Genomic DNA, 20038 nt, shown 5'->3' with positions numbered 1-20038 from the left:
AGGTCTTTCGGGTGGATAGCGTCAGAACTTCCATCATCGGAAGGCCTCGACCTTTATCCCGTCACCGACGCGCCCACCCTGCTCACGCCGCCAGCACCCAGCGCACACTCTCGTTTACGAAGAGCCGCCAAAGCTGACTCACATCTCCAGTCAGGTGAATTCGCTCTATGGTTCCAGCCGCAACCGCGCCTTCCTCCAACGGAGTCATCGATTTCCCAGCTACCGTGAAGGTCCCGTGCTGCGCAGCGATTCTGTCGCTGTTGTAGGTGCCGTAGATTGCGATGGGGTCAGGAGCAAAAACAGCATCCTCAACACCAGGCTCCCAGTGATTCACGTGCTTATCACTAGTCGCTAGAACCTCAATAGGGAGGCCGTGGAGGCGGGGATTAGACCTGTTCAACTTGACTGGATCAAGAAGCCAGATCGTTGGCACGCAGCGGTCGGTGCCACAGGGGCACCTGGAAACGTCGTGATCAAGAGCAAAATATACGGCCATCAACAGATTGGTGGTCCAGTCAAGCAATCTCGTGGGTAAGCCAAAATGCTGCATTGCAAATAAATGTTCCCAATCCGTCTGCGGGTAGCCCGCTGGCCAGTAGGGCAAGCTGCGCTGCCTAAATCGTGTAATCAATCTGGTTTCTAAATCGAGTACTTGAGCGGATGAAACTGGGTCCGGAAAGGCTTTTAGACGCATCCGCCGCCATATCGAGGGATTGAGCTCGTGTGTATTACACCCTTGTCCACGAAACCACATTTGTTTCGTCGGTTCGCGTGTGATGACTTGGCTGATTAGCGCGGGCACGTCTTCAGCTTCAGAGGTAGCAATGGTCATTACCGAACCCTAGCTCAATCAGACGTAGTCCGTTAGAGATTAACCGATATTCGACTTAGGTGCTCACCTTGGTTGCTTTGGCAAGTCGGAAACTCCATCCTAGTGGGCTTGCCTCGTCAGCTATGACTACGCACGATTCAACTGATTAGACGGCAAATTCGGTATGCATGGCGGTACTCCCCCGCACCACGAGCCGTGTCGGCACGAGATCAAGCCCCGGCTCCGTTGAGTTCTCCCGCATCTGCTTCAGCACCTTGTCCACGCAGCGCCGGCCCACCTCGGCGAAGTCCTGGTGCACGGTGGTCAGGGGCGGACTGAACGAGGTGCTGTCCGGGATGTCGTCGAAGCCGACGATCGAGACGTCCTCAGGCACGCGGATGCCCTTCTCGTGGAAGGCCCGCAGCACTCCCAGTGCCATCTGGTCGTTCGCCACGAACACCGCGGTGCAGTCGGATGCGGCCAACGTCAGGCCCGCGAGGTAGCCCGAGTCCGCCGACCAGTCCCCCCGCAGCAACGCAGGCTCGGCGCATCCCCGGGATGAGAGCACCGACCGCCACGCGTTCACGCGCCGCTCCGATGCGAAGGACGCCGACGGCCCGGCCACGTGCCACACCGTCGAGTGCCCCAGGTCCAGCAAATGCTCCACGGCCTTCCGGGCGCCGTCGGCCTGGTCCGTGTCGATCACGCTGAAGCCGTCGCTGGCATCGGAGTCCACCACCACGGCGTGGACGCCCGGCGGCAGGGACACCGTGGCGGCGTCGAGCAGGTGGACCTCCATGATCACGATGATGCCGTCCACCGCCAGCTCGTTCAGCCGCGAGAACGCACCCCGCACGCCGGCCTGCGTGGGCGCGGCCACGGGGATCAGCGTGATGGCGTAGTCCTCCTCCGCGGCCCGGGCCGCGATGGCCTCGAGCGTGCGGACATTCCCGGTGGTCGAGAGCGTGAACAGGATGACGCCGATGGTCCGGAAGCTTCCCCGCTTCAGGGCCCGCGCCGCACTGTTGGGTCGGTAGCCGAGCTCGTTCATGGCCGCGATGACCTGCTGCCGCGTCGCATCGATGACCCCCGCGCTGCCGTTGGACACGCGCGACACCGTCTGCGCCGAGACACCGGCCAGCCGGGCGACGTCGGACATGGACACACGCCGGTCATCCCGGATGGAGTGTTGACGCGGCGTGGTGGACATGTGACCATCGTAACAACAATGTTTGCGTAAACATCGAGAAGAGCGCACGCTGGTGTTTACGCAAACATCGATCGAGGACAAGGACGAACATGACGACGGCGTCACCCCCACCCGCCGCGCTCGGCACGCAGCCGAAGCCCGCGAAACGAGCGCAGAAGCGCGGCCAGAAGAGCTCCTGGTCCGGCTGGCTGTTCATCGGCCCGTTCATGGCGGTCTTCGCGCTCGTGTTCCTCGCACCCATCGCCTACTCGATCTACCTGAGCTTCTTCCGCAACCAGCTGGTGGGCGGCAACGGCTTCGTGGGCCTCGCCAACTACGCCCAGGTGCTGCAGGACTCCCAGTTCTGGTCCTCGCTCATCCGGGTGGTCCTGTTCCTCGCGGTGCAGGTCCCGGTGATGCTCCTGATCGCCATGCTGGTGGCCCTGGCCCTGGACAGCGGCCGCCTGTACGGCAAATCCTTCTTCCGCATCTCGATCTTCCTGCCCTACGCGGTCCCTGCCGTCGTCGCCAGCCTCATGTGGGGCTTCATGTACGGCACGCGGTTCGGCCTGGTGGGCAACATCAACGAGGCGCTCGGCACCAACATCCCCAACCCGCTGAACCCGGACCTGATCCTCGCCTCGATCGGCAACATCGTCACGTGGGAGTTCATCGGCTACAACATGCTGATCTTCTACTCGGCGCTCAGTGTCATCCCGAAGTCCCTCTACGAGGCCGCGGAGATCGACGGCGCCAGCCAGTTCCGCCTCGTCACCGCCATCAAGCTGCCCGCCATCCGCGGTGCCATGGTGGTGGCCGCGATCTTCTCGGTGATCGGCAGCTTCCAGCTCTTCAACGAGCCCGCGATCCTGCAGAGCCTCGCGCCGAACTCCATCTCCACGTACTTCACCCCCAACCTGTACGCCTACTCGCTGAGCTTCTCCGGCCAGCAGTACAACTACTCCGCCACCGTGGCGATCGTCATGGGCATCATCACCATGGTCATCGCCTACGCCGTGCAGCTGCGCGGCATGCGGAAGGAGGGCTGACCATGAGCGTCGCCGTCGAACCCACCCGCCCCCGCAGCGACAAGCGGACCCCCAAACCCGGCTACGTGCGCATGAAGAGCTCGCGCCGCAGCGTGGACACCCCGAAGCGCAGCGTCCTGCTGACCGTCCTCACCGGGATCGTCCTCGTCTACAGCCTCGTCCCGCTCGTCTGGCTCGTCATCAACTCCTCGAAGACGCAGGAGAGCCTGTTCAGCTCCTTCGGCCTCTGGTTCAGCGGGGACTTCGCGCTGTTCAGCAACATCGGCGACACCGTCACATACGACGACGGCATCTTCGGCCGCTGGTTCCTCAACACCGTGCTGTACGTGGTGGCGGGCGCCGGCGGGGCCACCTTCCTCGCCGTCCTCGGCGGGTACGCCCTCGCGAAGTTCACGTTCCCCGGCAAGAAGGCCGTGTTCGCCGTCGTCCTCGGCGCGGTGGCCGTCCCCGGCACCGCCCTGGCGGTTCCCACCTTCCTGATGTTCAGCCAGATGGGCCTGACGAACACGCCGTGGGCAGTGATCATCCCCTCACTGATGTCCCCGTTCGGCCTGTACCTGATGTGGACGTTCGCCTCCGAGGCCATCCCCACCGAGCTGCTGGAATCGGCGCGCATGGACGGCGCCGGCGAGTTCCGCACGTTCTTCCAGATCTCCCTGCCGCTGCTGGGCCCGGGCATCGTCACGGTGCTGCTGTTCACCATGGTGGCCACCTGGAACAACTACTTCCTGCCGCTGATCATGCTGAAGGACCCGGACTGGTACCCGCTGACCCTGGGCCTGAACGCCTGGAACAACCAGGCGTCCACCGCCGGCGGCGAGGCGATCTTCAACCTCGTGATCACCGGCTCCCTCCTCACCATCATTCCGCTGATCGCGGCGTTCCTGCTGCTGCAGCGCTTCTGGCAGTCCGGCCTGAGCGCCGGCGCGGTCAAAGAGTAGAACCCCTCCCGAACACCCCCTTCCGAAAACGATGAAGTGAAAAGGAACCCCATGAAGAGCAGAATCTCCCCGGCCGTGCTCCGCGGCTCGGCCCTGGCCCTCGCGGCCGCCCTGACCCTCTCCGCCTGCGGTGGCGGCGGCGGCAACGACGCCGGCGGCGCAGCACCCGAAGAGGTCAGCGCGGACGACGTCCAGGCAGCTCTCGAGACCGGTGGCGACCTCACCGTCTGGGCCTGGGAGCCCACCCTCGAGAAGGTCGTGGAGGACTTCGAGGCGGAGTACCCGAACGTCAACATCGACCTCGTGAACGCCGGCACCGGCAACGACCAGTACACGGCGCTGCAGAACGCGATCGCCGCCGGCTCGGGCGTGCCCGACGTCGCGCAGGTCGAGTACTACGCGCTCCCCCAGTTCGCCCTGGCCGAGTCCGTGAAGGATCTCACCGGTTACGGCGCCGGCGATCTCCAGGACACCTTCAGCCCCGGCCCGTGGAGCTCCGTCCAGGCCAACGAGGGCATCTACGGCCTGCCAATGGACTCCGGGCCCATGGCCCTCTTCTACAACACGGACGTGTTCGAGAAGTACGGCGTCGAGGTTCCCACCACGTGGGAGGAGTACGTCGAGGCCGCCCGCACGCTGCACGAGGCGGACCCCAACGTGTACATCGCCAATGACACGGGAGACGCCGGCTTCGCCACCAGCCTCATCTGGCAGGCCGGCGGCCAGCCCTACCAGGTGGACGGTACGGACGTCACCGTCAACTTCTCCGACGAGGGCTCCACGAAGTTCGCCGAGACCTGGCAGCAGCTCCTCGACGAGGACCTCCTGGCCCCCATCAGCTCCTGGAGCGACGAGTGGTACCAGGGCCTCGGCAACGGCACCATCGCCACCCTCTCCACCGGCGCCTGGATGCCCGGCAACTTCACCTCCGGCATCCCCCAGGCCGCAGGCCAGTGGCGTGCCGCGCCGCTCCCCCAGTGGGAAGAGGGCCAGACCGCGAGCGCGGAGAACGGCGGCTCCTCGCTGACCATCCCTGCGGCCAGTGAGCAGGGCGCCCTCGCGTACGCCTTCCTCGACTACGCCAACGTGGGCGACGGCGTCCAGACCAGGATCGACGGCGGCGCCTTCCCGGCGACGTCCGCGCAGCTCCAGTCCGAGGAGTTCCTCAACACCGAGTTCGAGTACTTCGGCGGCCAGAAGGCCAACGAGATCTTCGCCGAATCCGCGCAGAACGTCCCCGAGGGCTGGTCCTACCTGCCCTTCCAGGTCTACGCGAACAGCATCTTCAACGACACCGCCGGCCAGGCCTACGTCTCGGACACCCCGCTGTCCGAGGGCCTGAAGAACTGGCAGGACGCCAGCGTCAAGTACGGCAACGAGCAGGGCTTCACCGTCTAGGAGTAGTCCCTGCTTCATCGGACCCGGGCCGGGCGGGAGCTCGCGCGCACCCGCCCGGTCCGTTCCACCCCTGTTCCATCCCCGCTGGACCCGCCGTCGTCGTCCCCGCCCCTCCGTCCAGGGAGGCAGAGCACGACGACGGCGGGAGTACCACCCGCGCGCCACACGTCTCGAGAAACACCCAAGGAGCTTCACCGTGTCGACACCCACCACCCACCGCTGGCTGCGCTGGCCGTCCGAGCCCGCCCGCCCCCGCATGGCGTACGGCGCCGACTACAACCCGGAGCAGTGGCCGCGCGAGACGTGGGACGAGGACGTCCGCCTCATGCGCGAGGCCGGCGTCAACGTGGTGTCGCTGGCGATCTTCTCCTGGGCCCGCCTGCAGCCCGAGCGCGACGAATGGAACTTCGCCTGGCTGGACGAGGTCATCGACCTCCTGCACGCGAACGGGATCGCCGTCGACCTCGCCACCGCGACCGCCTCCCCGCCGCCATGGCTCGCCACCGAGCACCCCGAGATCCTCCCGGTCACGGTCGACGGCAGCACCCTCTGGCCCGGCGCACGCCAGCACTGGCGCCCCACCAGCCCCGTCTTCCGCGAGCACGCCCTGAAGCTCGTCACGGCGATGGCCGAGCGCTACGGCGACCACCCCGCCGTCTGCGCGTGGCACGTCTCCAACGAGCTCGGCTGCCACAACATCTACGACTACTCCGACGACGCCGCCGGCGCCTTCCGCACCTGGCTCGCCGACCGCTACGGCAGCATCGACGCCCTCAATGACGCCTGGGGCACCGACTTCTGGTCCCAGCGCTACACGCGGTTCGAGCAGATCCTGCCCCCGCGCCAGGCCGCCTCGCACCCGAACCCCACGCAGCAGCTCGACTTCAAGCGCTTCTCCTCCGACGCCCTCAAGCAGTACCTGCGCGCCGAACGCGACATCCTGAACCGCATCACGCCGGACATCCCCGTCACCACCAACTTCATGGTCATGGGCGAGACCAAGGGCATGGACTACGCCGACTGGGCCGCCGAGGTGGACTTCGTCGCCAACGACCACTACTTCGTGCCCGGCCCCCAGGCCGTGGACGAGCTCTCCTTCTCCGCGAACCTCACCGGCAACATCGCCGGCGGGAAGCCCTGGTTCCTCATGGAGCACTCCACCAGCGCGGTGAACTGGCAGCCCGTCAACACCCCGAAGAAGTCCGGTGCCCTCCGCCGCGATTCGCTCACCCACGTGGCCCACGGCGCGGACGCCGTCTGCTACTTCCAGTGGCGGCAGTCCAAGGCCGGCGCCGAGAAGTTCCACTCCGCGATGGTCCCCCACGCCGGCGAGGACAGCCCCATCTTCCGCGACGTCGTCGCCCTCGGCCGCGAGCTCGGCGCTCTGTCCGGCGTCGTCGGCTCCCGCCGCAGCCAGGCACCCGCGGCCATCCTCTTCGACTGGGACTCCTGGTGGGCCTCCGAGCAGGACTCCCACCCCTCCGACCGCCTGCGCTACCGGCAGGAGGCCCTGGACTGGTACTCGGCGTTCCTCGCCCTCGGCATCCGCGCCGACGTCATCCCCGCCGCCACGGACCTCACCGGCTACGGGCTCGTCGTCGCCCCCGTCCTCCACGTGGTCCCGGCCGCCCTGAAGACGCGCCTCGAGGACTACGTGGCCGGCGGCGGGCACCTCGTCGCGAGCTACTTCAGCGGCATCACCGACGAGAACGACCACATCTGGCTCGGCGGCTACCCCGGGGCCCTCGCGGACCTGCTCGGCATCCGTATCGACGAGTTCGGCCCCCTGCTCGACGGCGAGTCCGTCGCCCTGGACAACGGCACCACCGCGACCCTGTGGGCGGACCGCGTACTCCCCCGCGTCGACGGCGTGGAGGTCCTCTCCCGCTACACGACCGGCGACCACGCGGGAGACGCCGCCGTGACGCGGCGCGCCGCCGGCCGGGGAAGCGCGGCGTACGTCGGCGCACGCCTCGGCGCCGACGGTCTCGAGCCCGTCCTCGCGGACCTCGCGGCCCGCGCCGGCGTGACCAGCGAGCTGCCCGCGGAACTCCGCGGCGCCGTCGAGCAGGTCATCCGCACCGGCGACGACGCCGACCACGTCTTCCTCATCAACCGCACCGATGCACCCGTGGACATCACGGGCGTCGACGGCGACACCCTCACCGGCGAGGAGTCCAAGCTGGCTCCCCGCTCCGTCGCCGTCCTCACGAGGAAGGCCCGCACCACCGTCTCGTAAGACCTGCACCACCCCTCGCTGGAAGGAACCACGTTCAATGACGAATCGATCCAGGCGCGCCGCCACACGAGCGGCCGCGACAGGGGTTGCCGCCGTCCTGGCGGCAGCCTCCCTCATGGGAGGTGCGGCGCAGGCCGCACCCCCGGCCCCACCCGCACCGCCCGCGGCTCCCGAGGGCGCACTGACCCTCACCCCGGACCCCTCCTACCAGGGGGAGGAGTTCGAGGGCTGGGGGACCAGCCTCGTCTGGTTCGCCAACGCCACCGGCGACTACCCGGACGAGATCCGGAACCGCCTCGCCGACCTGGTCTTCGGGCCCGACGGCCTGAACCTGAACATCGCCCGCTACAACATCGGCGGCGGCAACGCCCCGGACGTGAAGGACTACCTGCGGCCCGGCGGCGCCGTCGAGGGCTGGTGGAACGCCCCCGAGGGCACCACGCGCGAGGACACCGACTGGTGGTCCCCCGAGGACCCCGCGGACTGGAACCTCGAGGCGGACGCCACGCAGCGCTGGTGGATCGACCGCATCAAGCAGGACATCACCCACTGGGAGACGTTCAGCAACTCCCCGCCGTGGTTCCAGACCGTCAGCGGCTACACGTCCGGCGGGTTCAACTCCACCGCCGACCAGCTGAAGCCCGGGAGCATCTCCGACTTCAACGCCTACCTGGTGCGCGTCACCGAGGAGCTGGAGAAGGCCCACGGCATCGAGGTGGACACCCTCGATCCGTTCAACGAGCCGAACACCAACTACTGGAGCACGCAGCTCGACGCCGCCGGCGAACCGACCGGCGGCCGCCAGGAGGGCGCCCACATGGGCCCGCAGCTGCAGCAGCAGGTCCTCCGCGACCTCGCCGCCCAGTTGCAGGACGCCGACACGGACGCCACCATCTCCGCGATGGACGAGACCAACCCCGGCACCTTCGCCACGAACTGGAACTCCTACCCCGAGGACGTCCGCGCCCTCGTGGACCAGCTGAACGTGCACACCTACGGCACCGGGCAGCGCACCACCGTCCGGGACATCGCGAAGGCCGAGGACAAGCCCCTGTGGATGAGCGAGGTCGAGGGCTCCTGGGGTGACGGCCAGAGCTTCACCAGCATGGAGCCGGGCCTCGGCATGGCCAAGCGCATCACCGACGACCTCCGCGAGCTGGAGCCCAGCGCCTGGGTGTTCTGGCAGCCCGTCGAGGACTACGACAACATGGCACCCGGCGGCGAGTCCGCCGCCGGCGCCAACTGGGGCAGCATCCAGATGCCCTTCGACTGCACCGACGTGGACACCCTCGAGACGTGCCCCATCTACACGAACACCAAGTTCAACACCGTGCGGAACTACACGCACTACATCCAGCCCGGGGACCGCCTGGTGCAGGTGGACGACGAGGACACCACCGCCGCGATCACCGACTCCGGTGCCGCCGTCGTGCACATCAACGAGGACGCCGAGGACAAGCCCGTGGTCCTGGACTTCTCGAAGTTCGGTTCCGTCGCCAGGGGTGCCACGGTGAGTCCCGTGGTCAGCGATGCGGAAGGCGCCCTCGTCGAGGGTGAGCCGGTTGCGATCGAGGGCGGCAGCGCCGTCGTCACCGCACCGGCCGAGTCCGTCACGACCTTCGTGGTCGACGGCGTCTCGGGCATCGCCGGGGACGCGGCAGCCCTCCAGGACGGGCACGTGTACCGGCTGCAGGGCGTGCAGAGCGGCAAGTCCATCGAGACCGCCGGCGGCACCGCCGTCATCAGCGCCACCGACCCCGCCGACGCGCAGCAGCTGTTCCGCTTCACCAGCCTCGGCGAGGACAACACCAACCGCGAGCGCTATGCGATCACCACGCTCGACGGCGCCGCGCAGCTCGCCGACGAGGGCGGCGCCGCCGTCGTCGCTCCCGCCGGTGGCAGCCCGCGGGCCGAGTGGATCGCCTCCACGACCGGGGACGGCACCTACACGTTCGTCAACGCCGAGACCGACCTCCTGCTCGAGGTCGGTGGCGGATCGACGGCCGAGGGCGCGGCGGTCACGTTGTATATCGCGAACTCGGGTGCGAACCAGCGCTGGACACTGGTCGACGAGACCGTGCTCGGCGTCGAACCGGCCACCGCCTTCACCGTCCCCGGCACCGCACCCGTGCTGCCGGAGACCGTGACGCCGGTGTACCGCGACGGCGCCCGCGGGGCCATCCCCGTCGAGTGGAAGATCCCGAACGGGAACCGCTGGAAGAAGGCCGGGACCGTCAAGGTCAAGGGCACCGCGACGGACGTCACCGGCGCGCAGTTCCCCGCCGAACTGACCGTCACGGTCGACACCCTCGTCTCCACGCAGCCGGCACGCGCCAAGGCCGTCGTCGGGGCCGTCCCCGTCCTGCCGGAGACCGTCACGGCCGTGGGCAGCCTCGGCGGCACCGTGGACCGCGACGTCACCTGGGACACCGCCGTCAGCTACCCCGCCCCCGGCACGTACGAGCTCGCCGGCCGGGCGGACGACGGCGCGGGCGGCACGCTCCCGGCGACCGTCCGCATCCAGGTCACCGCGGGCACGCTGGACAACGTGGCCGACGACGGCGGCACCACCGCTACGGCGACGTTCACCGAGCCGGGCTATGGCACGGCCGGGCTGTTCAACGGCGATCTCCGCGACAAGGCCTGGTCCAACTGGAAGTCCAGCGCGAAGAACACCTCGGACACCCTGACGGTGACCCTGCCGTCGGCCCGGCCGCTGGGCGGCGTCGTGGTGAACTTCTTCCGCGACGGCACCACGGACAGCTACGCGCAGACCCTCCAGCTGCAGGTGCAGGGCGCCGACGGCGTCTGGGCCTCGGCCGGCGCGCCAGTGGCCGTCCCCTCGGGCGCTCCGGCTCCCGCGGTGACCCTGCCGCTCACCGGGGTGACGGCGCAGTCCGTGCGGGTGGTCATGACGGCCCGGCCGAACACGCACATGGTGGTCAGCGAGATTAAGGTGCTCGGGGCCGTTCCGGCGGTGTCCTCGGACGCCACGCTCTCCTCGATCAGCGTGGGCGCTACGCCGATCGCCGGCTTCGACCCGGCGGTCACCACCTATGCGGTGCCGGTCAAGGGCAAGCTGCCCGCCGTGTCCGCCGCAGCGGCGGATCCCTACGCCACGGTCTCCGTGACGCAGCCGAAGGGCAGTGACCGGACCGCCGTCATCACGGTGACGAGCGAGGACGGCACGGCGACGGGCACCTACCGGGTGACGCTGACCCGCTAGGCACCCTCCCTCCACCCGACCGACGGGGCGTCCGCACGAGCGGGCGCCCCGTCGTCGTCCCTGGATCTCGCAGCAGTCTCAGGGTACCGACGGGCCGAGCTGATCGATCGTCTCCTCCGCCTGCGGGCCCGTCTCCTTCAACTCGATGAAGTACGCATGGGTCGGCGTATCGCCGATGTTCTCGCCGTGGTGGTCCTGCGCGGGAAGCCAGCGGACAGCACCGTCCGGGAGGTCCACCTCCATGCTGGCGCCCCGGGCGTGGAGGCGACGCCGGAAGGAACTCGCGGTGATCATGACGCTGTCGGGGTGGTGGTGCTCGACGCTCGTGTGACCGGGCTCGTCCGTGTACTCCAGGACGCGGACCCTGTCATTCTCGAGAACCACGCGGTAGTTGCCTGGATTGCTCTGCACCGGGTCCTCTGCCATGGCCGGACTGTACGCCCGCCGAGCCTCGATGACCAGAGGCCCGGACCCGGCCCGCGGCTGTGCTGACACGCCCAGCCCCTCGGGTTTGCCGCAGCAATTCGGTCCGGGGCTATCCGATCAATGGGGGAGCGCCTGATTGTCTACCATTGACGGGACGAAAAGGACATGGTTCCCAATCGTTATCGAGCGGGCCGTGATGTCCTCCCTGGGTATGACTCCGTGGACGATTCCAGGCAATAGCATCCTCACTATTGCCCTATGGAGGAAGAGGACCCGTGCGACTGTCATCCCGAGCCATCACTGCCCTGACCACGACGATGTGTGCTTCGGCCCTGCTCGCGGGTTGCGCGTCGCCGGAGGAAGCTCCCGCTGACCAGAAGGAATCCCCGCTGTCCGCTTTCTTCGCCTCCGCCTACGGCGGGGACCTGAGCCAGGAGGAGCAGGAGAAGAAATTCGCGGAGGACGAGCGCGAGCGGGAGGAACTCGTGGCGCAATGCATGTCGGAGGAAGGATTCGAATATTCACCGAATGTGCAGTCCGCCTCGATGTCCATGCCGGTGAGCGGTGATGAATGGGATCCGGATTCCCGCGAATGGGTGGCTCAGTACGGGTACGGGATGATCAACTACCCCGGGCGCGACGACATGGAGTCCGGCGGGGAGGGCGAATACGTCGACGCCAATGCCGATTATGTCGCGAGCCTCTCGGAGTCGGAGCAGCAGGCGTTCAACGAGGCCCTGCACGGGCCCATGCCGGATCCGGAGGACATGCCCGCCGAGGGTGAGCCGATGGAGTGGGACTGGACCACGGCCGGCTGCTACGGGTGGGCGGAGAACGAGCGGGGCACCGCGGAGGACCCCTCCACCTCGGACGAGCACAAGCCCCTCATGGACGCGATGAACACGTTCTACGAGACCATGATGACCTCGCCGGAGCTCACCGGGATCGATGCGGAGTGGTCCTCCTGCATGGCGGACGCGGGCCACCCCGGGTTCTCCGCCCAGATGGACGCCCAGACCAGCATCAACGAGGAGATGAACAAGCTCTACGAGAGCACCGGTGAGATCGGCACGACGGATGACACGGCGATGACGGGTGGGATGGGCATGCCGAACCAGGCGGAGATGGACGCCCTCGGCGAGAAGGAGATCGAGCTCGCCCTGGTGGACCTCGACTGCCGTGAGGAGACCGACTACCGGCAGAAGCAGCAGGAGGTGCAGTTCGCCCAGGAGCAGCAGTTCGTGGACGACCACAAGACCGAGCTCGAGGCCTTCCGCGCCGATCTCGAGCAGGGAAGCTGAGTGGCACGGTTCCGGCGAGCCCGGACCGCTGAAGCCACGGGGGAGACCCGGAGCCTCGACGAGATCCTGACTCCTGCCCCGGACGAGGGGGACGGCCCGCGTCGCGCATCCGGGGCCGGGGTGGCCGCCGTCTTCCGCCGCAACCGCACCCTGTGGATCGTGGCCGTCGCCGCCGTCCTCAGCCTGGTCGCCGGGCTACTGCTCGGCCGGTTCCTCGTCTCCCCCGCTGACGCCGCGTCGACGGCGGAGCCGCCGGCACCCGGCCTCGTGACCGTCCCCGTCGAGTTCGGGCGCCTCAGCAACGACGTGACCATCCGGGGCGAGGTGGCGTACGCCGATCCGGTGGAGGTCCGCATCGACACGTCGTCCATCTCGGGTGCGGCGGTCGTCACGGGTCAGGTACCGGAGGAGGGGGCGGAACTGAAGGCGCTCGCGATCGCCCTCGAGGTGGCCGGACGTCCGGTGATCGTCCTGCCCGGTGAGCTCCCGGCGTACCGGACCCTGCAGATCGGGGTGTCCGGTCCCGACGTCGTGCAGTTCAAGACCGCGCTCCGGACGATCGGCATCGACGCCGGCGATCCCGCGGACCCGGTCTTCGGCGTCGAGGCGGCCAACGCCGTCGCGACCCTCTACACGGACGCCGGCTACAGCGCCCCCGCCTCGGAGGAGGGCAGCGAGGAGAGCCTCCGGGCCGCCCAGGAGGCCGTCCGTTCCGCGGAGCAGGGCCTCATCACGGCCCAGAACGACCTCGCGGCCACGCCGGTCGGAGCCACCGCCGTCGAGATCCTCGAAGCCGACAACGCCGTGGCGGGCGCCCGCCGTGAACTCGCCGCCGCCCAGGAGGCGGACCCGCAGGATCCCCTGCAGATCGGCACCGCGGCCGATGCACTGAAGCTCGCGGAACTGCGACGGCAGCAGGTCGGGTCCGACCGCACCGACGCACCGCAGCGTGCCGCCGTCGACGCAGCGACCGCGCAGCTGATCGCGGCGCAGGAGGAGCTGGCGCGCGCCGACGTGGCCGCCCTGCCCGCGCTGCCCGCGGGCGAGGTGCTCTACCTCACCGAACTGCCCCGCCGCGTCGATGCCGTGGCCGCACAGCGCGGCAGCGTCCTCGACGGCCCTGCCATGACCGTCTCGGGTGCGACCGTCGGCCTGTCCGGATCCGCCGCCGAGGGCGACGCCCGGCTCCTGAAGGTCGAGGACACGGCGTCCTTCGAACTGCCGGACGGCACGCCCCACCCGGCCACCATCACGGCGGTGACGCCGGGCGAGGGCGATTCCCAGCGGTGGACCATCGAGCTGACGCCCGACCCGCTCAGCCCGGAGCAGATCAGGGAGCTGCAGGGCTCGAACGTCCGGGTCTCCATCGCGGTGGGCGCCACCGACGGCGACGTCCTCTCGGTCCCGTACGCCGCTCTGACGGCAGGGCCCGGCGGCGAGACGCGCGTGGAGGTCACCGAGGGTGACCCGCGGGCGGGTGAGGAGACGACGACGCGCCTGGTGGTGGTCCGCAGCGGGCTGGCGACGCCGGGCGCCGTGGAGGTGACGCCCCTCGAGGGCGAGCTGGAGCAGGGCGATCTCGTGGTGGTGGGGCGATGAGCACACCGCTCGTCGAGCTGCGGGACGTCACCCGGTCCTTTCCCGGCCCGCCGGAGGTGCAGGCCCTGAAGGGCATCAACCTGACCGTGCACGACGGCGACTACGTCTCGATCGTCGGTCCCAGCGGGTCCGGCAAGTCCACCATGCTGAACATCCTGGGCCTGCTCGACCGGCCCAGCGTCGGCGAGTACCGGCTGGCCGGCCACCTCACGGGCGCCCTCGACGAGGACACGCGCGCTGCGGTCCGGGCCCAGCGCATCGGGTTCGTGTTCCAGGCCTTCCACCTCATGCCACGACGCTCGGTGCTGGAGAACGTCATGATGCCCATGCTGTACAGCGGGACCCCGCGGGACGAACGGGAGGACCGGGCGAGGCAGGCCCTCGAACGCGTGGGGCTCGGGCACCGCCTCGGGTTCCTGCCCGGCACGCTCTCCGGCGGTGAACGCCAGCGCGTGGCCGTCGCCCGCGCCGTCGTCACCAGGCCCAGCCTGCTCCTCGCGGACGAGCCCACGGGCAACCTCGACGGGGTGACGTCCACGGACGTCATGGAACTCTTCGAGGAGCTGGTCTCCGACGGCCTGGCGCTCGTCATCATCACCCACGACGCCGCGGTGGCCCGCCGCGCACCCCGCAGCGTCGGCATCGCCGACGGGCGGGTGACGAGCGCCCCGTGACACGACACCTCGCCCCCGACCTCCCGCCTGCCACACCGGACGACGCCACAGATGACACGACAGATGACACGACGGATGGAACGACCGATGGCATAGCGGATGGCATCAGCGACGAGTCCGCCGACGGCCTACCGGACCTGCTCCACCCCGTGCCCGCCGCGGACCGCTTCGGCGTCACCGATCTCCTCATCGAGGCGACGTCGGATCTCGGGACCCGCCCCGGCCGCCTCCTGATGACCCTCGCGGGGACCATCCTCGGCATCGGCGCCCTCGTGGCCACGATCGGCTTCGCCCAGACGACGGCGGGGCAGCTCAGCAAGCAGTTCGACGCCTTCGCCGCCACGCAGATCGTGGCCTCACCCGCCCAGGCGCAGACCGCCGACGGCGACAGCGTGGACACCAGCGCACTGCCCTGGGACGCGGTGCAGCGCATGGAGCGCCTCGCCGGGATCGAGCAGGCAGCGCTCATCAGCGAGGTGAGCCTGCCCGAGGGCACCGTCACGGCGGTTCCCGTCAACGATCCCTCGGCTCCCGGGACCGTGCCACCGCGGATCTTCGCGGCGTCCGCAGGCCTCGTCGACGCGCTGGAGGGCACCGTCCGCTACGGCCGCCTGTTCGATGCCGGCCACGACCAGCGCCAGGACCGCGTGGCCGTCCTCGGCGAGCGGCTCGCCGGACGCCTCGGCATCACCCGCGTGGACTCGCAACCCTCCATCTTCGTCAACGGCATCCCCTACGCGGTGGTCGGCGTCTTCGGCGACGTGCAGCAACGCGCCGAACTCCTCGACAGCGTGGTCATCCCGACCGGTGCGGCCCGGAAGGACTTCGGCCTGACCGCCCCCGGGGAGGTGCAGGCACGGATCGTCATCGGCGCCGGTCCGCAGGTCGCGGAGCAGGCGGCCCTCGCGCTCTCACCCGATGCTCCCGAGGCCGTCATCGTCGCAGCGCCGCAGGGACGCTCGGATCTCGCGGAGTCCGTCCAGGCGGACGTGAACCTGATCTTCGTCGTCCTGTCCGTCGTCGTGCTGCTCGCCGGCGGCGTGGGGATCGCGAATGTCACCATGCTCTCGGTGATGGAACGAACAGGTGAGATCGGCCTGCGACGTGCCATCGGGGCGACGCGGCGGCAGATCGCTGCGCAGTTCGTCACGGAGTCCGTGATCATCGGACTGCTCGGCGGGCTGCTCGGTGCCACCACAGGGGTGTTCGCCGTGATCGCCATCTCGATGGCGCAGCAGTGGACACCCGTCACGCATCCACTGGTCGCCGTCGGCGGCGCCCTCCTCGGCGCGATCGTCGGTCTCGCAGCGGGGAGCCTGCCCGCACGGAGGGCGACGCGCATCGAGCCCGTCGTAGCCCTCCGCGGCACCTGATGCCGCCGTCCCTTCGCCGGACGGCTTCCGCCGCCTAGGGTGGCGGTATGGACCTGACCGGGCAGTTCGAGGCGGAGCGGCCGCGCCTCGTGCGGATCGCCGCCGGGGTGCTCGACGACCGCGCGGAGGGCGAGGACATGGTGCAGCAGGCCTGGCTCCGCCTGCACGGCACCACGGCCGTCATCGGGAACCTGCCGGCCTGGCTCACGGTCGTCACCACGCGCCTGTGCCTCGACCGGCTGCGCGCACGGGTCCCCGAACCGGTCGAGACCCGGGTCGACGTCGGCCCCTCCTCCCCCGATCCGGCGGACGGCGTGATCCGGGCGGCAGCGGTCGGGGTCGCGCTGCGGATCGTCCTCGACCGGCTCACGCCGACCGAGCGCGTCGCCTTCGTGCTGCACGACACCTTCGGCGTGGAGTTCCGCACCGTGGCGGCCGTCCTCGATGTGTCAGCCGATGCCGCACGGAAACTCGCGTCACGCGCCCGCTCTAAGGTCGCGGTGGCGGTGCCGGCGGAAGCGCCCGCCGACTGGGAGGTGGTCGATGCCTTCCTCGAGGCCTCCCGCGGCGGCAGCTTCGCACGCCTGCTGCACCTGCTGGCGCCGGACGCCGTCGTCCGCGCCGATGCCGCCGCGATCGCCGCCGGGACCCCCGAGATGCTCTCCGGACGCGAGGCCGTTGCCTCGATGTTCGACGGCGCCGCGAAAGCCGCATTGCCCGTCGTCGTCGACGGCCGTCCCGGAGCCGCCTGGTACCACCGGGGCGAGGCCCGCGTCCTCTTCGACTTCACCGTGGCCGACGGCCTGGTGCAGGCCATCACCTTCCGGGCGGAGCCGCAGGTCCTCGCCTCCCTCGTGCGTCGGACGGGTGCGGAGCAGAAATGACGCGGCAAATGTCACATCCGGCTGCTCGCCGTCGTCGTACAGGTAGGGCACCGCTCCGGGTCGCCCGCAATCACAGGAGGAACACCCCATGAAGACCATGACCTGCAAGCAGCTCGGCGGCCCCTGCGACCTCGCCCTCACCGGTGACTCCGCGGACATCATCATCCAGGCCCAGGACCAGCACCTGAAGGACGCCGTCGCCGCCGGTGACACCGCGCACCAGCCGGCGCGCGACGCCATGAAGGGCCGCTGGAAGAACCCGATCAAGGGGCTCGGCTGGTACAACGGCACCAAGAAGACGTTCGCGGCGCTCCCGGAGGACTGAAGGGGGCGCCTTCGGGGTCCGCGCCTTCGGGGTCCGCACCTTCGGGGGCCGCACCTTCGAGGGTCAGGTACCCGAGAGCACGATCAGCACGGCGAGGCCGTTGTTCACGGCGTGCAGGAGGATCGGCGCCCAGAGGTTCCCGTGGAACCGCCGCAGAAGGGCCAGCGCGACGCCGAGCGCGAAGAGATAGGCGAACCCGACCACCACGAGGTGCACGGCGGCGAACAGGGCGGCGGACAGCAGCACGGCGAGTGCGGGGCGGAAGCGGCGGCCGAGCCCGTCGAGGAACGCGCCGCGGAAGAGGGCCTCCTCCCAGAGCGGCGTGAGGACCGCGACCACGAGCACCACGAACAGGACGACCGGGACGGGGAGACCGGCCAGGTCCGCCAGCGGATCGTTGGTCGTGGGGGCAGCGTCGATGTCGAATCCCGTCAGACCGAGGACGGCGAGGAACACGCCCTGCAGCACGAGGGCGCCCAGGATGGCCGCGGGGATCTGCCAGAGGAGGTGGGTCATCCGTGGGCCCGGGCGGCGGAAGCCCAGCTGGGCCGGCGTGAGGTGGTTGCGGCGGACGAGGTGGACGGACAGCGCTGCGAGCGCCGCCGCGGTGACGGTTCCCAGCAGCACGGGCACGAGGAGTTCCAGCGTGAAGTCGACGAGGCCTGTCAGCCCGAGGACAAGGATGACCCCGCACGCCGCCGCCACGTACAGCACCACGAACATCAGGGCCCAGCCCGCCTGCTGCAGTGTCACCACCGGCCCGGCATCGGCGCCATACAGGCGATGGTTCTGGGGGACGTAGGGGGCCGGCCCGACACCGCCGGGCAACGGGCTCACGGCGTGCTGCCCTCGGTCGCCCCACGGGACGCATCGCCGTCGGGCGCCTCGGCGGTACATCCCCTCGCCACCGCGCCGGCCCCCGCGGCGAGGAGGACCCAGCCGGCGGCGATCACCGTGCGGTAGGCCGGGGACGTGCCCAGCCAGTCGAGCAGCAGCGACCGCCCCCCGAAGACCAGTGCCGCCGCCACGAAGCATCCTCCCGCGACGACGAACCAGACGTACTTCTTCCCGGACATCATGGACCCCCCAGCATGGTGAGCTCCCAGGCTACGGGGCGCGGCGGGATGGACCGATACCGACGGAGCCGCGGGCTGCCGCCGTCGTGATGATTCCGCCGGTGCCGCCGATCAGCGTGGTTCTGGCAACCCCCACCGCAGAAAAGCAAGGGTGGTTGTGGGGTCGACTTTTCGGGACGAGTGTGGAGATCGAGTGGCATTCTGCCGCTCCCTGAGGAGGTCCCATGTTCTTCCACGTCCAGCAGCTCATCAACGAGATCATCCCCGACGAGCCGGATCCCGCCGCAGCCAACGCCCTGCAGGAGGGCCTCGGCGGACAGTTCGGCGAGATGCGCACCATGATGCAGTACCTGTTCCAGAGCATGAACTTCCGCGGCGCGGCCGCCAAGCCCTACCGCGACCTGATCCAGGGCATCGGCACGGAGGAGATCAGCCATGTCGAACTGATCGGCACGACCATCTCCCGGCTCCTCGATGGCTCACCCCGCTACCAGGGCACGCTCGACGACCCGCTGGACACCCCCGGCGCCGGCGGCGCGATCCCGCTGAACCTCGCCCTGTCCCAGGGCAACATCCACCACTACCTCGTGGGAGCGCAGGGTGCCATGCCGGTGGACTCGGCCGGCAATCCCTGGAGCGGAAGCTACGTCTACAACTCGGGCAACCTGCCGCTGGACCTCCTGTACAACCTGATGCTCGAGGCGACCGGCCGGCTCCAGAAGTGCCGTATGTACGAGATGACGGACAACAAGACCGCCCGCTCCACCATCGCCTACCTGATCGTCCGCGACCAGGCGCACGAGAACGGCTATGCCAAGGCGCTCGAGACGCTCGGTGTGAAGTGGCAAGCACTGCTGCCCATTCCCAAGACCAACGCCGAGCAGTTCCCGGAGGTCAAGAAGCTCCTCGACCTCGGGCTGCAGAGCAAGCAGTACACCTTCGACCTCAAGGGGCAGTCGGAGGCCGGGAAGATCTACCAGGGGCTGTCCCCGTCGAACGACGGCACCCAGCTGGACGCCAGCGAGCAGGCCCCGGAGGGCGTGCCGTCGGAGATCGCGCCCGAGCGCCTGGAGGAGTTCGCCCCCGGGCTGGACCCCGCGCTGCTCGAGCTCATCCAGGCGACGGCGGACCTGGAGATGGCGGACATCGATGCGATGTTCGGACCGGTCGAGAAGTAGTCCCGCCCGAACGACGGAAGGGGCGCCCGCTGCTGCGGGCGCCCCTTCTGCGTCTACCTCGTCCAGCCGGGCCGATGCGTCGGCACAGCCGGAGCGGGTCAGCTGTTCTCGGTGCGCACCGGGCTGTCGGTCTCCTCGAGGGGCGAGCCCTCCTCGGCCTCGTCGGCCAGTCCCTTGTGTCCCTCCAGGGACTCGGACAGCTGCTGGTCGGCGCTCGGATCGTGCTGGGGCTTCTCGTCGTGAGTACTCATGGGACGTCCTTCCGGTGGGATGGTGCCTGGTCGGTCCGACGCGGCAGCGGTGCTCGTCCGACGTCGTCCCGTCAGCCTACGCCTATGATCAGCAGGCT

At 69.2% G+C, this 20038-nt stretch carries 18 protein-coding genes; 12 read left to right on the top strand and 6 right to left on the bottom strand.

All coding sequences use genetic code 11. The features are described from left to right. Window positions 1-82: 82 nt before the first annotated feature. A complete protein-coding gene (locus tag FNH21_RS16155; protein ID WP_152817064.1) occupies window positions 83-832 on the bottom strand; it encodes an FRG domain-containing protein in 750 nt (249 codons plus the stop codon). Window positions 833-977: 145 nt separating this feature from the next. Beyond that, a complete protein-coding gene (locus tag FNH21_RS16150; RefSeq protein WP_241743311.1) occupies window positions 978-2021 on the bottom strand; it encodes a LacI family DNA-binding transcriptional regulator in 1044 nt (347 codons plus the stop codon). Between the two features lie 89 nt (window positions 2022-2110). On the opposite strand from FNH21_RS16150, the gene FNH21_RS16145 reads away from it, so the two are divergent. The 5 genes from FNH21_RS16145 (at window position 2111) to FNH21_RS17335 (ending at window position 10853) form a co-directional block, all read left to right on the top strand. After that, window positions 2111-3049 (top strand): carbohydrate ABC transporter permease, encoded by a 939-nt coding sequence (locus FNH21_RS16145; RefSeq protein ID WP_055765734.1) that lies wholly within the window; start codon window positions 2111-2113, stop codon window positions 3047-3049. A 2-nt stretch (window positions 3050-3051) separates the two neighbouring features. Continuing rightward, entirely contained in the window at window positions 3052-3990 is a 939-nt protein-coding gene (locus FNH21_RS16140; RefSeq protein ID WP_152817063.1) for a carbohydrate ABC transporter permease, read from the top strand. 51 nt (window positions 3991-4041) lie between these two features. Continuing rightward, the gene (locus FNH21_RS16135; RefSeq protein WP_152817062.1) at window positions 4042-5388 is read left to right on the top strand and encodes an ABC transporter substrate-binding protein; all 1347 of its coding nucleotides are present in this window, start codon (window positions 4042-4044) and stop codon (window positions 5386-5388) included. A 196-nt stretch (window positions 5389-5584) separates the two neighbouring features. Beyond that, entirely contained in the window at window positions 5585-7627 is a 2043-nt protein-coding gene (locus FNH21_RS16130; RefSeq protein ID WP_338403328.1) for a beta-galactosidase, read from the top strand. 37 nt (window positions 7628-7664) lie between these two features. Then, window positions 7665-10853: an RICIN domain-containing protein gene (locus tag FNH21_RS17335; RefSeq protein WP_152817061.1), complete on the top strand. Its 3189-nt coding sequence runs from the start codon at window positions 7665-7667 to the stop codon at window positions 10851-10853. A 78-nt stretch (window positions 10854-10931) separates the two neighbouring features. On the opposite strand, the gene FNH21_RS16120 is transcribed toward FNH21_RS17335, so the two are convergent. Beyond that, window positions 10932-11279: a cytoplasmic protein gene (locus tag FNH21_RS16120; RefSeq protein WP_152817060.1), complete on the bottom strand. Its 348-nt coding sequence runs from the start codon at window positions 11277-11279 to the stop codon at window positions 10932-10934. Window positions 11280-11554: 275 nt separating this feature from the next. Between FNH21_RS16120 and FNH21_RS16115 the strand changes: the two genes are divergently transcribed. From FNH21_RS16115 to FNH21_RS16090, 6 genes are all read left to right on the top strand, one after another. After that, window positions 11555-12580, top strand: coding sequence for a hypothetical protein (locus tag FNH21_RS16115; RefSeq protein ID WP_152817059.1), 1026 nt, complete (start codon window positions 11555-11557; stop codon window positions 12578-12580). Next, window positions 12581-14179: an efflux RND transporter periplasmic adaptor subunit gene (locus FNH21_RS16110; protein WP_191932078.1), complete on the top strand. Its 1599-nt coding sequence runs from the start codon at window positions 12581-12583 to the stop codon at window positions 14177-14179. Then, window positions 14176-14853 (top strand): ABC transporter ATP-binding protein, encoded by a 678-nt coding sequence (locus FNH21_RS16105; protein ID WP_152817058.1) that lies wholly within the window; start codon window positions 14176-14178, stop codon window positions 14851-14853. Before FNH21_RS16110 ends, FNH21_RS16105 begins: the two co-directional genes overlap by 4 nt. Continuing rightward, window positions 14850-16226 (top strand): ABC transporter permease, encoded by a 1377-nt coding sequence (locus FNH21_RS16100; RefSeq protein WP_338403327.1) that lies wholly within the window; start codon window positions 14850-14852, stop codon window positions 16224-16226. The genes FNH21_RS16105 and FNH21_RS16100 overlap by 4 nt, the downstream gene beginning before the upstream one ends. 47 nt (window positions 16227-16273) lie before the next feature. Continuing rightward, window positions 16274-17110, top strand: a complete 837-nt coding sequence (locus FNH21_RS16095; protein WP_152817057.1) for a sigma factor — start codon at window positions 16274-16276, stop codon at window positions 17108-17110. 88 nt (window positions 17111-17198) lie between these two features. Continuing rightward, a complete protein-coding gene (locus FNH21_RS16090) occupies window positions 17199-17435 on the top strand; it encodes a hypothetical protein (protein ID WP_152817056.1) in 237 nt (78 codons plus the stop codon). Between the two features lie 63 nt (window positions 17436-17498). On the opposite strand, the gene FNH21_RS16085 is transcribed toward FNH21_RS16090, so the two are convergent. Continuing rightward, entirely contained in the window at window positions 17499-18272 is a 774-nt protein-coding gene (locus tag FNH21_RS16085) for a CPBP family intramembrane glutamic endopeptidase (RefSeq protein WP_338403326.1), read from the bottom strand. Next, window positions 18269-18514, bottom strand: a complete 246-nt coding sequence (locus FNH21_RS16080; protein ID WP_152817054.1) for a hypothetical protein — start codon at window positions 18512-18514, stop codon at window positions 18269-18271. Before FNH21_RS16080 ends, FNH21_RS16085 begins: the two co-directional genes overlap by 4 nt. A 221-nt stretch (window positions 18515-18735) precedes the next feature. Here FNH21_RS16080 and FNH21_RS16075 point away from each other — a divergent pair, with 221 nt between their 5' ends. Continuing rightward, the gene (locus FNH21_RS16075) at window positions 18736-19689 is read left to right on the top strand and encodes a manganese catalase family protein (protein ID WP_152817053.1); all 954 of its coding nucleotides are present in this window, start codon (window positions 18736-18738) and stop codon (window positions 19687-19689) included. 98 nt (window positions 19690-19787) lie between these two features. Here FNH21_RS16075 and FNH21_RS16070 read toward each other — a convergent pair whose 3' ends face one another. Beyond that, window positions 19788-19940, bottom strand: coding sequence for a hypothetical protein (locus FNH21_RS16070; protein ID WP_191932077.1), 153 nt, complete (start codon window positions 19938-19940; stop codon window positions 19788-19790). Between the last annotated feature and the right edge of the window lie 98 nt (window positions 19941-20038).

Source organism: Arthrobacter bussei, assembly GCF_009377195.2.
In the GTDB taxonomy this organism is placed as follows: domain Bacteria; phylum Actinomycetota; class Actinomycetes; order Actinomycetales; family Micrococcaceae; genus Arthrobacter_D; species Arthrobacter_D bussei.
The sequence above is the reverse complement of the archived record's forward strand: the minus strand, read 5'-3'. Positions and strand labels throughout refer to the sequence as shown.

What these genes read in the sequence shown, in the direction of transcription:
- FNH21_RS16095 (WP_152817057.1), top strand. Translation starts at nt 16,274, where the DNA reads ATGGACCTGACCGGGCAGTTCGAGGCGGAGCGGCCGCGCCTCGTGCGG.
- FNH21_RS16090 (WP_152817056.1), top strand. Translation starts at nt 17,199, where the DNA reads ATGAAGACCATGACCTGCAAGCAGCTCGGCGGCCCCTGCGACCTCGCC.
- FNH21_RS16080 (WP_152817054.1), bottom strand. Translation starts at nt 18,514, where the DNA reads ATGATGTCCGGGAAGAAGTACGTCTGGTTCGTCGTCGCGGGAGGATGC.
- FNH21_RS16150 (WP_241743311.1), bottom strand. Translation starts at nt 2,021, where the DNA reads ATGTCCACCACGCCGCGTCAACACTCCATCCGGGATGACCGGCGTGTG.
- FNH21_RS16075 (WP_152817053.1), top strand. Translation starts at nt 18,736, where the DNA reads ATGTTCTTCCACGTCCAGCAGCTCATCAACGAGATCATCCCCGACGAG.
- FNH21_RS16120 (WP_152817060.1), bottom strand. Translation starts at nt 11,279, where the DNA reads ATGGCAGAGGACCCGGTGCAGAGCAATCCAGGCAACTACCGCGTGGTT.
- FNH21_RS16135 (WP_152817062.1), top strand. Translation starts at nt 4,042, where the DNA reads ATGAAGAGCAGAATCTCCCCGGCCGTGCTCCGCGGCTCGGCCCTGGCC.
- FNH21_RS16070 (WP_191932077.1), bottom strand. Translation starts at nt 19,940, where the DNA reads ATGAGTACTCACGACGAGAAGCCCCAGCACGATCCGAGCGCCGACCAG.
- FNH21_RS16145 (WP_055765734.1), top strand. Translation starts at nt 2,111, where the DNA reads ATGACGACGGCGTCACCCCCACCCGCCGCGCTCGGCACGCAGCCGAAG.
- FNH21_RS16155 (WP_152817064.1), bottom strand. Translation starts at nt 832, where the DNA reads ATGACCATTGCTACCTCTGAAGCTGAAGACGTGCCCGCGCTAATCAGC.
- FNH21_RS17335 (WP_152817061.1), top strand. Translation starts at nt 7,665, where the DNA reads ATGACGAATCGATCCAGGCGCGCCGCCACACGAGCGGCCGCGACAGGG.
- FNH21_RS16105 (WP_152817058.1), top strand. Translation starts at nt 14,176, where the DNA reads ATGAGCACACCGCTCGTCGAGCTGCGGGACGTCACCCGGTCCTTTCCC.
- FNH21_RS16140 (WP_152817063.1), top strand. Translation starts at nt 3,052, where the DNA reads ATGAGCGTCGCCGTCGAACCCACCCGCCCCCGCAGCGACAAGCGGACC.